This is a genomic window from Thauera humireducens (genome assembly GCF_001051995.2).
Classification (GTDB): Bacteria; Pseudomonadota; Gammaproteobacteria; order Burkholderiales; family Rhodocyclaceae; genus Thauera; species Thauera humireducens.
On sequence record NZ_CP014646.1, the window covers coordinates 1,897,218 to 1,909,542 of the forward strand.

A 12,325-nucleotide genomic window follows, 5' to 3' on the forward strand; every position below is an offset into this window, starting at 1 on the left:
CCTTGGAGGCTGGCGTGCTGATGCAAAAGCCAGCAATACATCGCCGGCATCGAACGTAGTCGGAGGAATTTAAGGGAAAAACGTGCGGGTTAGGGCTTCTGCGCCCATCATAACCCCATGCTCTGAGGGTAAGCGCCGTTCGAACCTAGCTCTATCAGGACCATCGATCTTCGTGGGTCACCAGGCGGCGCCGGACCAAGCGCGCGTCTCTCGACCCAACCCCGAAGAGACGTTCATGTTCTCGGTACCCAACGGCTGTTTTCTGAGAAGAGCAGTTGCACCAACGACAACCGAATGAGTGCTCATCGGCCTCAGCTGCCGGTGTGTTGATGGCGCAGTCAGGCAGCAATGTGCTGTTCATCTGCCGTTCGAGCGTCAGGCGACGGTGAACGGCGGCTTCCCCATTCTGCCAACTGGAAGTACCGACCCAATCCTGCCTTTGGGCTCTTGGGAAAGCTGTCGTTCAAACTAGACGGCATCTTCGCCGGGCGGCTTTATCGCGCAGCGTTCGTGTGGACTGTCAAGTAGGACTCTATGCTGAGATCTGAATACGATACTGGACAAGAAGATCGCCTTTAGCTAAGCGAAGCTTTCCATCCCGATGCGGACGCTTCCGCTTTACTACTTCACTAGGAATGCGATACACCACATATGGCTCGGATAAGTCAGCCACACGCATTACGCTGTTGGGGCCGAGAATCACAATCAAATCGTCGTAGGCTGTCGGATCACCGACGTCTATCGTAATACTTTTTCCGCCATTGAATTTGACTTGAACCTTTTTCCCGTCGATGTAACCATCGTGCCCAGGTTCTCGTAGGCTTGAGGTCATTGCCATGCCAAGTTGAGCCTTTGCAATAAACTCTGCGATGTCTCCGAGATAGCGGTCCGACCGAATGATTTCAAGCTTTTTAAGACGATCTGTGGCGGTGAAAAATTCGCCAATCGCCGCAATCTGTTCGTCAGTCATCGGAACGGGGCTCCCCTTTGACACCCAACGTTAAAAACACATGGCTGCTTAGCCGCTTTGCAGCCAAGCAGCCTCAGGAAAGCAAAAGCAAGAAAAGATTGGCAATATCGCGTAATCGAAAAGATTTCACTCAAGAAGACCCTTTATATTTTCTTTTTGAACTTCCTCATCCAATTTCTCCCTCTGTTTCGAAGACATCATGCCTAGCTGTTTAAGGTGTTTCCACTCTGCATCGCTGGCGTTTGAATAAGAAAGTTCGATTCCACCTTTCCACTTGAGATCAGATATTGAATTTGAGCCATATGGTTGAGTAATTTGCGTGTATGCCGTCGCCTTACGATTTCCTGATAAATTCCAATGTTCGAACTCCATTTTGTGGCCATCCATTGCTAGTCCAAGGAGCCGCTGAGGCTTAGAGTATATGCTGTCCTTACCATCTGGAGCTCGCCCCATCTTTTCTTGCAACGAGGATTTGATTTTTAAAATAGCATCTGAGTCTGTCGACGTTAAATAGATACGGTCAATCTTATTGTCGATAATGCTACAAGAGACATAGATTGTATGACCTCCGGTAGTTTTAGATTGGTGCTGGTTTCTTAAAACGTCAATCGCGTCAACTGGATCATCGGGGTTTCGTGCCTCGGATTGCTTTTTCGTGAATTTCGACCCTGTGCAGTCTTGACCCAAGCGGAACCCAGCGATCGATTCAAACGAATCGTCCGCGAAAGAAAATGAAAATACAGCTAGCCCGCACACCATAGCCACGGCCTTGAGACTCATTGATGACTCCTTGTGGATCCAATCGGGCTGACGGACAACTGTGAACCGTGGCGCCCAACGATTAACGTTAGATCGTGATCCCGAAGCGAGCCACGATCTAACGTTAATCGTTATTGGTTAACGAGCTTGGCGATCTCGCGCTTCAGTTCAGCACCAACCATAACGCCGCGCTGGTAGCTCGCTGAGTGGGTTTCGTGTGTGGCTGCCTCATTGTCTCGGCAGTCGAGCAAACCATCAGCGACCCCCTTCTTGAAGGAAAGTCCATGACCGTGTGGAATTCCTGGGATCTCAATTCTTACTGTAGTCATTTTAAACCTCATATTTAACGCATTCTTGGCCACACCCTTACCTTTTTGCCTCCGTTTTATTTTCTACCGATCAATTGTCTCAGCGGCACGGCCGTTCTGATAAGCGACTTTTCCGACTTTGCCTTGGACGGTTATGCGGCAGCCAGTCATGACATCGCCGCATCGCTAGAAAAGCAGCAGCCGACGTCATAGTGGGGTGATGCGACCGATGTGGAACATAGGCTGAGAGCATACCGCGTCGCCTAGATGGCCGCTATCCGGATCGGGCGGTGACCGGCGGCTCCTGGCCGATAGTACGCTGTGGGCATCTTCCCCGATAGCCGCCGCACGCCACGGGCTCAAGAATCAGACTCCGATCAACAGCAAGGAGCCTGTCATGGAAACCCGTGAACACCCGCATCGGGAAGCCTGGAACAAGGGGAAGTTGGTGGGCCAGAAGGCGCCGCTCAAACCCAAAGACATCTGGGCCATCCGTATTCATCTGCAGAACGCGCACGAAGTGCGCGACCTCGCCATGTTCAACCTCGCGATCGACAGCAAGCTCCGAGGGTGTGACCTCGTCAGCCTGCGGGTGCGCGACGTGACGCATGGAAACCAGGTGCTCTCACGCGCCATGGTCGTGCAGCGGAAAACGCATCGGCCTGTGCAGTTCGAACTGACCGAGCCGACGCGCACGGCCGTGGCTGCCTGGATCGCAAAGGCCGCCTTGAGGTCGGAAGACTTCCTCTTTCCGAGCCGCCTGCACGACTCACCGCATGTCTCTACCCGTCAGTACGCGAGGATCGTCGAGCACTGGGTGGTGGCCGCCGGCCTCGATCCGTCCGCCTACGGTACGCACTCGATGCGACGCACGAAGGCGACATTGATCTACAAGCGCACGAAGAACCTGAGGGCCGTTCAACTCCTACTGGGTCACTCCAAGCTCGAGTCGACGGTGCGGTACTTGGGCATCGAGGTCGATGATGCCTTGGAGATCTCTGAGCAGACTGAGATCTGAACCCGGCGCGGCTGCCCGCCAAGCGCCTTTTGCCGGCGGGCGGCTGCTTACGGTGATGATGCTGAGAGGGTACTATCGGCCAGAAGCAGCCACTCACCACCCGCACCAGATAGCGGCCATCCAGTCGAGGCTGTATGCTCTGCGCCTACATGCCAAATGGATCGTATCGCCGCGCTATGCCGACCGCTGCTGCTTTCCGTGTCCCGTTATGTTGGCTTGCGCGTAGGTTTCTGCTTCTAAACCGTAACTTGCAGAACATGTTATTTCCCACTTCTACGTCATGCGGCAGAACTGTCGCCAGAAAGCAGATTTCGAACTCACAGATATGCCTGTCCACATTCACGCCGCTTTGAACCCCGATGATTTGCTCGCCACGCTTCGAAGGATCGACATTTCCGTTCCGGCTCGGACTGATGGGCGAACGACGGACCATGCTGAGACATGGACAATTTCACGGCTCCTATCCACGCTCACGAAATATAACCTGCTCGAATTTCCGCTATCGGTGATGCATCGTGATCGACCAGATAGCCTCATTCAGTCCAACGGCCGACAGATCGGAGTAGAGATAACCGAGGCCATCTCGCAACAATACGCAGCCTATTGCGCGCTCGCCGAGCGAGAGTTTCCCGAGCTTTTTCTTGAACCAGCTCATTTTCGCTGGGGTGCGCCAGCAATGACCGTCAACGACATGCGCAATTTGCTGCAACAGAGCAATCTGAGTTCGATGGGTTGGGCGGGTAATCGACCAGAACAGGAGTGGGCTCTATTCATTCGGAGTGTCGTTGATTCGAAGCTCACCAAACTCGAACGCGCCGACTTTGCCAAGTATTGTCAAAACTGGCTGGCTATCTACGACAATCTGCCTCTCCCAAATATCAATCTCAGCACTGCTGTTGCATGCCTTCAACCTCTGCTCCATGATCAATGGGGAAAAAAACCTGGCTTTGACACGCTTCTCGTCGAGCACGGTCCTGTTATTGTGCGAATCACTTCATCCGGTTCCGAACACTTGGCGCTTAACGACCTATGGGAGTAAGTCCTAACCCGGCACCGGAGCAGATCAACAAACAGCTGCGCATTTACCTCCGCTGAATTCTCACGCTATGCGTAGGCAATTCGGGACGAAATCTACATTCTCAATCTGTGAGACGCGATCTTAAGATCGCGGCCGCTGCGTCAGTGTTTGTTTTCGTTTTTGTTAGGTGATACAGGAAGAACACATCCCGGTCGATGCCTATTACCCTTATCTCGCCTTGGCAATCCGATGCCACGAGAGGTAGTATTGCAAGGCGGCGTCATTTTTCGAAATAAAGCCACTATGAGGGGTATTCATCGGGGCTGGCTTGTATTGTTGAAAGCCTGAGAATCTTTGCAGGTTGATCGCAGCTAACGTACATGCCAATGGACAAAACGGCGAATATGAGTTTACGTTATGACTAGGTTATTTTCATGCTTAAGCCAAAAACAGGTTCACAGAAACCCTTAATAAGGTTTTAAATCTAGCTGTTGGAGATTCTGATGAAAGCAAGCATCGGCATATTTGTCGTTGCCCTAACATTATTGTCTGGGTGCGAAAAATCAGTAGATGAAGCGAGAGTGGAATGTCTAACTGAGGCTAGTGAAGTGCCGACAGACGCGGGGGTCAGGCAGCGTGTAATGCTGTGCCATCAGCAATACCCAAGGGTCACCAACACAAACAACAAGCCAGCAAACGCGGGGGGCGGGTGGCAAGAAAATGAGGATGCGGTTGACTGGAGCAAGTTCAAGCCAACGGGCGAAATTGTCAATGACGACGCCCAGTACGGCATCTCGGTCACCAGGCCGAGCGAATGGCTTCCACAGGAACGCCCCTCTCCGGAAGTACGATTCATGTATGGGTTCAAGGGTAACGGATATATTGGCAACTGTAACGTTGTCGTTCTGCATTCACCAAGCACAACAGGCGCCAGTCAAAAAGGGGTAGACCAGCAAGAGAATCTACGACAGTTGCCCGCTTCATTTTTTGAGGATCGCCTACGAACTTTAGGCATTGATGCGAAGGTATTGAACGTCCAGCAAACCCGCCGTGGAGCGTATCTCGGTCATTTGGTCAACTACACCTACCATTCATTCAGTCCGAGTTTGAATGCTGTTCTGCATTTTCGTGGAGAGCTTTTTTCGCATTCACGTCCTGGAAGAGTTTATACAATTACGTGCCTCACGGGCGCAACGTCACCTGACGCTGCGCAGATGGGCTTCGAAAAAGAACGTAATACATTCGAGAATTTTTCAGCAGGTCTTCGGGTCGGAAAATATTAACCGGCCCAGAGAATGGTTCGTTTGAAAAAGCGAGTGGTCCATGCATGCTTAGAGGGTAGGTTTCGTCATGGCGGGTGAGAGTGTCCCCCCTAACTCAGCCCCAAAACGGGGCGGTACTCGCGGCCGGACGAGCTCGGGGGCAGGCGGCGCTGGGCTTTTCCTGGCGCAGGCCATCAAGCGTAGGGATGATGCTCTCAGCATCGAGGGTTCGCTTTGCCGGGCTCGGCCCGCCCTTGACCCGGCCATACTCACCGTCTTTGGAGCCCATTCACCCGCTCGGAATTAAAAGAGACAGAATTTTCACCGACTGTTTTCGGCTGGCTCCGATGGCGGCATCGGGTCGGGTCGAGACGGTCGCAGTTGGTTCGCAGCGTTCCCGCGCAGGAGGGGCCGAAAGTCTCAGTCCGGCCACGACCCGCCGTTCGGCCTGCAGGAAGAGCTGCCGCTCGAACGGCAGCTCCACTTGGGCTGCAGCCATTCGGTCAGTTCCCTATCCTTTTTTTCCAGAATGCGGAAAGAAAGACGGGGCTGAAGTAGCGTCGCTGCTGGGGGTGGCGTCCGAAGATCAGACAGAAGGGTTTATTCTTCCCAACGAGTCACTTCAAAACTTCAACAGGCCATCCGAAGTAGCTGTACAAGTACTCTCCTTCCCCCTCCCTGTCCGTGAGCTTGACGCGAATTTTGAAACGCGTACCCACGGGGTAGTCTCGGCTCAGGCGCTTCGCACATTCGACCTTTAGTGCCTGCGAGTAGAACTGATTTGGTGCAGGCCGAATATGTACATCGCCATGCAATCCGCTAGTACTCGTCGCCTTGTACGACTCGACGATGATTTCCTTGTAGTCGCCGTGCTGTGCCATTTCCTCTCCTCCCATTTATCTAGGCTATATCGATATTCACTTCGGCTTGAACGCACTGCCCGGTGCGCGTGGCATCCAGTCAGTGAAACCGGATTTTTTGTGCGCAAGCTCGATCCGCTCGGTGCACTTGCGTGCATAACAGGCATCCCACAACTTCACTCGTTCGCGAATCTGCAAGTCGGCCTGCTTCATCTTCTCCAGCTCCCGCCGACACTGATCTTCGATGAGCTTGAGCGCAGCGCGTTCAGCGTCCGACAGATCGAGATACGCCCCCAACCGTCGCGCTGTTTCAGGAAACTGCGTGAGAACAGCGTTTTTGGATGGGGTGAGCGGTAGAACTCGCCCAGTGGTCCGCCCGCCAACCTTGCTCCTGCCTCCCATATCGCCCCTCTCAGTCCAAAAATGACCGCAGTTTCTCGATCGCCGCACGTCGCTGCTCGCGCTGCTCCGGCGTTTCCTTGTCCGCCGACTTCACCGTTTGCCGCACGATGTTCGGAGGCAGTACCCCCTTCTCGATCAACCGAGCCTGATCTGCCTTGAGATGCTCCGCCATGAGTTGCGCGCGTGTGCGTTCGCCCTTGTTCATGACCTACTCTTCCTTCTCTCGCTGCTGCTTGACCGTGACGGGTAAATTGGCACCAATTCGAACAGTTGAGCACCAATCAGACTCCCACAACTCCGCTGCCTAGTCATGCTTGCTCATGTTTCTCAAGCTCTACAGCATGTCATGGGCCTATTATCCGACTGAGTGCTCTTACAAGGTGTTGACGGACGAGTTATGTCAACTACAGAGACGACTAGCGACTCGCTTGAGTGAAGCACACCTATTACCATCATGCTCGACGGCTCAATATCTCTTTCGTATAAATTCACCGAGAGCCTGCTCAGTTGTACGACCGCCCTTCTTCCTACAGGCCGCCAAGCGCTCGAGTTATGCTTAGTGACACTGCTACTTTCTAGATATGCGAAATGGACATTGACGACTGCGAAGACCTGCCCTCAGAAGTTTCAGGCAACCTAACCGAAAACCTAGGGGCTGTTCACATTTGATGATTTGTGTTTACATCCTGATCTTTGGGCGGAGATCGGGATGCTTCGGATGGTGCTGACAGATGAACAGTGGCAGACAATCGAAGGGCTTCTACCCGGCAAGCCCGGCGATAGAGGGCGTTCGGCCAAAGACAACCGGCTGTTCGTTGAGGCGGTCCTTTGGTTGGCACGCACAGGCAGTCCGTGGCGCGACCTTCCGCCCGAGTTCGGCAACTGGCATTCGACGTATGTACGCTTTGCGCGTTGGCGCGATGCAGGCGTCTGGAATCGGGTCGCCCTCGCACTGGCCGGCGAGCGCGATCTGGGGCGGGTGTTCATCGATTCGACCATCGTTCGCGCCCACCAGCACGCCTCAGGCGCCCAAAAAAAGTAGGACCGCAGGCGCTGGGGCGCTCGCGTGGAGGCCTGACGACCAAGCTGCACTTTGCCGTCGATGCCTTGGGCAAACCGCTGCGCATGATTCTGAGCGCAGGACAGGTCGCCGACATCGAGTGTGCGCACGATTTGATTGCCGATATGCCGTGCGCCAGCTTGGTTGCCGACAAAGGATACGATGCCAACGCCTTGGTCATGAGTATCGAAGCATCCGGTGCCCAAGCAGTCATCCCGCCTCGATCCAACCGCATTACCCCCAGGCACTACGACCGCTGCGCGTACCGCGCGCGAAATCTGATCGAGCGCTTCTTCAACCGTATCAAGCATTACCGTCGGATCGCCACACGCTACGACAAGCTCGCATGCAGCTACATGGCATTCGTGCGAATCGTTTGTGCGGTGATTTCATATCGTTATATGTGAACAGGACCTAGAAGGAGACTACGGACCTTTAGGGACAAATCGCTCTTATGACGAGGATAAACGCGATGCCGTAACAGACGTAAGGAACGCACTGTATCGAAGACAGCTTTCGGGCGATAGCACGCCGATAGTTGACCTTCTTTCCCTTACAGCGCCCGCAAAACAAAGCTACTGGACAGAAGTCGCGCAAGAACTCCACTACCAAAAAGAGCACTACGAGGCATTATACGCTTGGGATCATGCGGCAGAATTCAAGCCAGACGAGTCGAGCGAATTTTCTTTCGAGGAAATGGGCTGGGCGCTTTGGAATGCGAGTGACTTCGGTGCAGCAGATACTTACCTTGCTGAACGCGCAGCACAAGCTTTTGCAATAAACGAGGTATGGGTGGCAGTCGCTGCAATAAATCAAGCTCTGGGTAAGCCAAAAGAGGTGATCATCGGGATCATCGAGACTGCTTTACGGACATCAGGAACGTTTGAGCTTGATGATTGCTGGCACATCGATGGCGGTATCGGAGGACTCGCATTCAATGAGCCTTGGACATGGGAAGACTTAGCTTATGCATATAAATTTCTCAACAATCTCCCGAAGGCATTTGAATCTTGGGCAATGGTTGCTCGCGAGGATGAGAACAAAGCAATTACATCAGCAATTGAATCCTTAATCTACGAAGCGCGCGACCGCGGATACTCAGACGAGGATGTTATTCCTCCTCCGATCAATTAGCAGAAACCGATTCTGCCCTACAAACGAAAATGCTACGCTGGACGCCAAGCTTCTAGATTATTGCTGTCTGATTGACTGTGCCAGTCGAATAGCAGCAAAGGTCGAGCGGCTCGCAGCCAGCCACGACTCTTTGCGACGGCTTCGCTCAGAAAACCGCCGCAGGGCCAGCGAGGCCACGAATGTCTCTTACGGGTCGGTACTTCCAGTTGGCAGAATGGGGAAGCTGCCGTTCGCCCTCGCCTGACGCTCGAACGGCAGGTGACCAGCACATTGCTGCCTGACTGCGCCATCGAGCCACCGGCAGCTGAGGCCGATCACCAGCCACTCACCGATGTCGCACACAGCCGAAGGCTCCCCGCTCGGCGATCCATGCGCAAATCGGTGGTCGGAGACCTACAAATCCACGCAATCGGGATAGGGGCGGCCAAGTTTCCTGACCGTTCCCCTCCCACACAACCCGGCATGCGGGTCCGCACCGGGCGGTTCGAGTCGTTGAGGTTATGAGAGCCGAGGCACACCGAGACGGTCGAAGTAGGCGATAGGCAGCGCGCGGTTCAATCGCATGCGGCTGTTATGCCACCAGCACCGACTGTTCGCCGCCACCTTGCGGGCGTCCGTCTCCGAAGCGCCCATCGCTTTCAACTCCCGATACATCGTTGTGCCCCGACGCCATTGCTTGAGCTGCACCACACGTAGCCGGTGCCTGATCCACTCGTCGAGTTCGCGGAACACCTTGGGTGTCTGCGCAAGCTGGAAGTACGCCTTCCAGCCCGGCATGTAGGCCCGCAGTCGTTCGGCAATCTCGGACAGGTTGCGCCCACCCGAGCGACGTGTGAGTTGCCGAATGCGTTGCTTGAAGGTCTTGAGCGCCTTGTCGGCCACCCTGCACTTGACCTGTCCGCCTGAGCCGTACCAGAAGGCATAGCCCAGAAACTTGCGGCGCGAGGCCGGCGCGACGGCCGTCTTGGCGTCGTTGACCTTCAGGTGGAGTCGATCATAGAGCTTCGTCAGGCCCGCCAGCACCCGTTCGCCCGCCCGGCGACTGCGCACATATACGTTGCAGTCATCGGCGTAGCGCACGAAGCGGTGACCCCTTCGCTCCAGTTCCCGATCCACCTCGTCGAGCAGCACATTGGCCAAGAGCGGCGATAGCGGTCCGCCTTGCGGCGTCCCCTCGTATCGCTCCATGACCACGCCGCCATCCATGATCCCGGCCACGAGGTAACGACGGATCAGCCGCAGCACGGCCTTGTCCTCGATTCGCCTCGCCAACCGTTCCATCAGGATGTCGTGGTTGACCCGGTCGAAGAACTTCTCCAGATCCACATCGACCACCACCCGGTAACCGTCTTGCACGTAGCGCTGTGCATCGAGCACCGCGTCGTGCGCACGGCGTCCCGGACGAAAGCCGTAACTGTGTTCAGAGAACGTCGGATCAATCCTGGGCTGCAGGACTTGCAGCAGGGCTTGCTGGATCAGCCGATCCGTCACCGTCGGAATCCCCAGTTCGCGCACCCCACCATCGGGCTTCGGGATCTGGACGCGGCGCACCGGCACAGGCCGGTAGCTGCCATCGAGCAAGGATTCCCGAATCCGGGGCCAGTGCGCTCTCAGGTACTCCGCCGTCTCGGCAATCGACAACCCATCCGCTCCAGCACTACCGCGATTGGATTTGACGCGTTTCCACGCCGCCTCCATGTTCGCTTTCGCGAGCGCCTGCGCAAGCAGGTCATCTCGCCCTGGGCTTCCAGTTGCATGCCGCGCCGTCCGTGCTTCATCACGCACCGCTTCAGGCTCGGCTTCACCTCGCCCTCTCGCGTTGCGCCCCAGTTTCCCAGGCTTCTGATGTATTGCACGTCCGAGCGACACGGCCTTCGGCCCTCCTACTCGTTCGGCCCTTCGCCCCAAACCAGCGACTACTACGGCCTCTGCTGACTTCTCGCTCCGGCTCAGCGCCGTCGCCCTTTCAGGCACAAGGCGAGATCTCCCCAGGTAAGAACGCACTCCTTCGCTGCACAACCGCCGGATTTACGCCGCTTCGCCTTGATCACGAGAGCTTCGCGGCTTCTTGCCCGCTCGCCCTGCTCGGCAGCGCCTTCTATCCGATTCTTGTCCATCGGCTCGCAGCTTATGCTCCACGCTTCCTTCCCACGCTCGGTCGCCCTCACGCAGTTGCGCTTCACTTCGTTCGCTGTGATCAACTTACGGCGGGACTTGCACCCGCAGGAGTGCGCCCATGCTGGGCGCACAACAAAAACGCCCGGACGAGATGCCCGGGCGTTTTCAACTTTATTGCCACGTTTTCGACTGAGCTGCCCTACGTTTTCCGCCTTCCAACTTGCCGTCCTCATGTTGCCATTTCTTGGTGATCCTGCCGTTCGATCCAGTTCTGCAAGAACGTGGTCGGCGACAGATATCCCAAGCTGGAGTGGCGGCGGCTCCGGTTGTAGAACACGGCGATGTATTGGAACAGATCGCTCGTGGCCTCGTTTCGGGTCGCGTAGCTCACGCCATGCACTCGCTCATTCTTGAGGCTGTTGAAGAAGCTCTCAGTCGGTGCGTTGTCCCAGCAGTTACCCTTGCGCGACATCGAACCGCGCATGCCGTAGGCAGCCAGGCGGGCCTGGTAAGCCTGGCTGGCGTACTGACTACCCCTATCGGAGTGAAATAACACGCCCGGTCCGGGCCGCCGGCGAAACCATGCCATCGACAGCGCATCGAGCACCAAGTCTGTCGTCATTCGTGGTTTGATCGACCAGCCAATCACTTCACGGTTGAATAGGTCGATCACGACCGCCAGATACAGCCAGCCCTCGGCGGTGGCGATGTAGGTGATGTCGCCCGTCCAGACGCGATTGGGGACCTCAGGCGCGAACTGGCGCTCGAGCACATTCTCTGCCACCGGTAGGTGATGCCTGGAGTCGGTCGTCGCCTTGTAGCGCCGCTTGTGCCGTGCCCGGATGCCGTTCTCGCGCATCAATCGCTCGATGCGCGGCAAGCCGATCCGGTAGCCACGCCCACGCAACTCAGCGTGGATGCGTCGTGCCCCGTATGCCTGCCGGACCTCCTGATGAACCGTCCGGATCAGCACCAGGGCCTGCGCATCGGTGAGTCGCTTGCGGTCCGGTATGCCCCCTCTCCGCCAAGCCCGAAAGCCGCTCTGGCTCACCGATAAGGCGTCGCATAGCACAGGCAACGGAAAGGATCTGCGTTGCGTCTCGATCCAGGCATATTTCACAGCAGATCCTTCGCGAAATATGCCGCCGCTTTTTTTGTGATCTCCAGTTCCATCTCGAGCCGCGCGACCTGAGCGCGCAACCGGGACAGCTCCATCTGCTCGGCAGTGATCTGCTTGGCGCCGGCTGGATTGAGCTTGCCCGCCTTCGCCGCTTTGACCCAGTTGCGCAGCGTCTGCTCAACCAACCCCAGTTCTTCGGCCACACGGCCGATGCTGCCGACCTCGTCAGCTCGCTTGACGGCCTGCTCCTTGAACTCGGCCGTGTAGTCCTGCTTCGGGATGCGCTTCACGTCGTT

12 protein-coding genes and 1 pseudogene are annotated in these 12,325 nt (G+C 55.9%); 5 read left to right on the forward strand and 8 right to left on the reverse strand.

All coding sequences use genetic code 11. The features are described 5' to 3' along the window. Window positions 1-532: 532 nt before the first annotated feature. Window positions 533-970 carry a DUF6998 domain-containing protein gene (locus AC731_RS19860; protein ID WP_156480677.1) on the reverse strand — a complete coding sequence of 146 codons (438 nt, stop codon included), beginning with the start codon at window positions 968-970 and terminating at the stop codon, window positions 533-535. 126 nt (window positions 971-1,096) lie between these two features. Continuing rightward, complete coding sequence (locus AC731_RS19865) at window positions 1,097-1,750, reverse strand: hypothetical protein (protein ID WP_156480678.1); 654 nt, start codon at window positions 1,748-1,750, stop codon at window positions 1,097-1,099. 684 nt (window positions 1,751-2,434) lie between these two features. Between AC731_RS19865 and AC731_RS08990 the strand changes: the two genes are divergently transcribed. From AC731_RS08990 to AC731_RS19875, 3 genes are all read left to right on the forward strand, one after another. Then, window positions 2,435-3,055 carry a tyrosine-type recombinase/integrase gene (locus AC731_RS08990; RefSeq protein ID WP_062450091.1) on the forward strand — a complete coding sequence of 207 codons (621 nt, stop codon included), beginning with the start codon at window positions 2,435-2,437 and terminating at the stop codon, window positions 3,053-3,055. 280 nt (window positions 3,056-3,335) lie between these two features. After that, complete coding sequence (locus tag AC731_RS19870) at window positions 3,336-4,094, forward strand: hypothetical protein (protein WP_156480679.1); 759 nt, start codon at window positions 3,336-3,338, stop codon at window positions 4,092-4,094. 482 nt (window positions 4,095-4,576) lie between these two features. Next, on the forward strand, window positions 4,577-5,356 hold the full coding sequence (locus tag AC731_RS19875) for a hypothetical protein (RefSeq protein ID WP_156480680.1): 780 nt from the start codon (window positions 4,577-4,579) through the stop codon (window positions 5,354-5,356). 268 nt (window positions 5,357-5,624) lie between these two features. Here AC731_RS19875 and AC731_RS19880 read toward each other — a convergent pair whose 3' ends face one another. The 4 genes from AC731_RS19880 to AC731_RS09010 form a co-directional block, all read right to left on the reverse strand. Next, window positions 5,625-5,834 (reverse strand): hypothetical protein, encoded by a 210-nt coding sequence (locus AC731_RS19880; RefSeq protein WP_156480681.1) that lies wholly within the window; start codon window positions 5,832-5,834, stop codon window positions 5,625-5,627. 118 nt (window positions 5,835-5,952) lie between these two features. Next, the gene (locus tag AC731_RS09000) at window positions 5,953-6,216 is read right to left on the reverse strand and encodes a hypothetical protein (RefSeq protein WP_048705382.1); all 264 of its coding nucleotides are present in this window, start codon (window positions 6,214-6,216) and stop codon (window positions 5,953-5,955) included. Window positions 6,217-6,252: 36 nt separating this feature from the next. Beyond that, entirely contained in the window at window positions 6,253-6,408 is a 156-nt protein-coding gene (locus AC731_RS09005; protein ID WP_156480682.1) for a hypothetical protein, read from the reverse strand. A 199-nt stretch (window positions 6,409-6,607) separates the two neighbouring features. Further along, window positions 6,608-6,802 (reverse strand): hypothetical protein, encoded by a 195-nt coding sequence (locus tag AC731_RS09010; protein WP_048705387.1) that lies wholly within the window; start codon window positions 6,800-6,802, stop codon window positions 6,608-6,610. 513 nt (window positions 6,803-7,315) lie between these two features. On the opposite strand from AC731_RS09010, the pseudogene AC731_RS19550 reads away from it, so the two are divergent. Both AC731_RS19550 and AC731_RS19885 read left to right on the forward strand, forming a co-directional pair. Beyond that, window positions 7,316-8,064: pseudogene (locus AC731_RS19550) on the forward strand (IS5 family transposase). A gap of 289 nt (window positions 8,065-8,353) precedes the next feature. Continuing rightward, window positions 8,354-8,791, forward strand: a complete 438-nt coding sequence (locus AC731_RS19885; RefSeq protein WP_156480684.1) for a hypothetical protein — start codon at window positions 8,354-8,356, stop codon at window positions 8,789-8,791. Between the two features lie 498 nt (window positions 8,792-9,289). Here the strand turns inward: AC731_RS19885 and ltrA are convergent, their stop codons facing one another. Together ltrA and AC731_RS09030 are read right to left on the reverse strand one after the other, a co-directional pair. Beyond that, complete coding sequence (gene ltrA, locus AC731_RS09025; RefSeq protein ID WP_062450093.1) at window positions 9,290-10,660, reverse strand: group II intron reverse transcriptase/maturase; 1,371 nt, start codon at window positions 10,658-10,660, stop codon at window positions 9,290-9,292. A gap of 478 nt (window positions 10,661-11,138) precedes the next feature. Beyond that, a protein-coding gene (locus tag AC731_RS09030; protein ID WP_156480685.1) for an IS3 family transposase occupies window positions 11,139-12,319 on the reverse strand; the annotation gives its coding sequence in 2 pieces (ribosomal slippage) (window positions 11,139-12,067 and window positions 12,067-12,319; 1,182 coding nt in all). Between the last annotated feature and the right edge of the window lie 6 nt (window positions 12,320-12,325).